The organism is Streptomyces sp. XM83C (assembly GCF_023072675.1).
Taxonomy (GTDB): domain Bacteria; phylum Actinomycetota; class Actinomycetes; order Streptomycetales; family Streptomycetaceae; genus Streptomyces; species Streptomyces thermocoprophilus.
The window spans coordinates 1-1,580 of sequence record NZ_JALLGL010000548.1 but is presented as its reverse complement, the minus strand read 5'-3'; the positions used below and the strand labels follow the sequence as shown (position 1 = coordinate 1,580).

General features: G+C 73.8%; 2 protein-coding genes. One reads left to right on the top strand and one right to left on the bottom strand.

Annotated features, from left to right (window positions below; genetic code table 11):
• Positions 1 to 109: 109 nt before the first annotated feature.
• Positions 110 to 994 (top strand): MaoC/PaaZ C-terminal domain-containing protein, encoded by an 885-nt coding sequence (locus MTQ10_RS30230; protein WP_247473812.1) that lies wholly within the window; start codon positions 110 to 112, stop codon positions 992 to 994.
• 172 nt (positions 995 to 1,166) lie between these two features.
• Here MTQ10_RS30230 and MTQ10_RS30225 read toward each other — a convergent pair whose 3' ends face one another.
• Positions 1,167 to 1,334 carry a hypothetical protein gene (locus MTQ10_RS30225; protein WP_247473810.1) on the bottom strand — a complete coding sequence of 56 codons (168 nt, stop codon included), beginning with the start codon at positions 1,332 to 1,334 and terminating at the stop codon, positions 1,167 to 1,169.
• Positions 1,335 to 1,580: the final 246 nt, after the last annotated feature.

Sequence of the window (1,580 nt, the reverse complement as noted above, 5' to 3'; positions counted from 1 at the left end):
CGATGTGCAGCGTGGTCTCGGGGGCTCGGAGATTTGTATAAGACACAGGCCCCGCATCGCCCCGCACGGACAGCGTCGGTCGTTCTCGTCCCTCGCCCTCAGGAGTCCCATGCCTCTCGACCCCGCCCGGATTCTCGCCGCCGAACCCCGTTCCACCCGGATCTCCTGGGCCGAGAAGGACGTCCAGCTGTACCACCTGGGCATCGGCGCCGGTCCTGACGATCTGCGCTACACCCTGGAGTCCCGGCTGCATGTCCTGCCCGCCTTCGCGACCGTCGCGGGCGGCGGCGCGCCGGGCGTGATCCGCGCGCTGTCCGTGCCCGGCGTGGACGTGGACCTGGCGCGCGTCCTGCACGCCGGCCAGTCGCTCACCGTCCACCGCCCGCTGCCGACGCGGGCCACCGCCACGGCCGTCTCCGAGGTCACCGCCGTCCACGACAAGGGCAACGCGGCCCTCCTGGTGCTGCGGACCGAGGTCTCCGACACCGACGGACCGCTGTGGACGGAGGAGGCGCAGACGTACGTGCGCGGCGAGGGCGGATGGGGCGGCGCACGCGGCCCGTCCGCACGGCCGACGCTCCCGGCAGGGCCGCCGTGGCGGACGGTGACTCGGGCGGTACGCGCGGACCAGGCCCTGCTCTACCGGCTCTCCGGCGACCTCAACCCCCTGCACGCCGACCCGGAGTTCGCGGCGCGCGCCGGTTTCGACCGGCCTGTGCTGCACGGGTTGTGCACGTACGGCATGGCGCTGAAGGCGGTCGTGGACACGCTGCTCGGCGGTGAGGTGGGGCGGGTGAGGTCGTACAGGGCGCGGTTCACCGGGGTGGTGTATCCGGGGGAGACCCTGAGTCTGGACCTGTGGCCGCCGGAGGGCGACCCGGACGCCGTACCGGGATCGGGTGAGTCGGGAGCACCGGGTGCGGTACGGCTCGTGGCGCGTGCCGTCGGGCGGGAGGAGACGCCGGTCCTGGACGGGACCGTGCGCTTCGGGTGACGCGTCGCGGGGCGGCGCCGTGCAGTGCCGCCTCACGGGGCCGCGGCGCACGACCTGCACGAGCCGGTGCGTCCACCTGCGCAACAGGGCGGGTCCGCCTGCGTGAACAGAAGGGTCCCGGTCGCCGTACGTCCGACGACCGGGACCCGCCTGTTCGCTGTGCTGACCTCCGTCAGGCCGCGGCCGTCTCGGCCTGCTCCACCGGCCGGCGGTGCCGGCCGCGCGGAGCGGTCTCGGTCTCCTGCGTGGAGACCGGGCCCCGGTGCCTGCCGTGCCCGGCGGCCACCTGGGCCTCGTCGGCCTGGGCGTCCTGCGGCTGGGTCGTGCTGGCGTCGCTCATCGGAAGAACTCACCCCGTAAACATGATCATTCCTACAGCCGGGCGAGTTTAACCGGCGCACCTCGGCCCGAATCCAGCCGCACACGCCAACCGGCACTACTTCGTTACAAGTCGTCCCAAGGGGGCCTCCCGCAGGGGCACCGGACGGAGTGTCACCGTCCGCCGCGGACCCTCCGCCTCCGCCGTACCGCGCGCGGTACCACCCGCCGTCCGACCCTCCGCGACCCCGCCATGCCCGGCCCCGAC

Excerpts from the sequence above, each read along its gene's own strand:
- MTQ10_RS30230 (WP_247473812.1), top strand. The coding sequence starts at position 110 with ATGCCTCTCGACCCCGCCCGGATTCTCGCCGCCGAACCCCGTTCCACC.
- MTQ10_RS30225 (WP_247473810.1), bottom strand. The coding sequence starts at position 1,334 with ATGAGCGACGCCAGCACGACCCAGCCGCAGGACGCCCAGGCCGACGAG.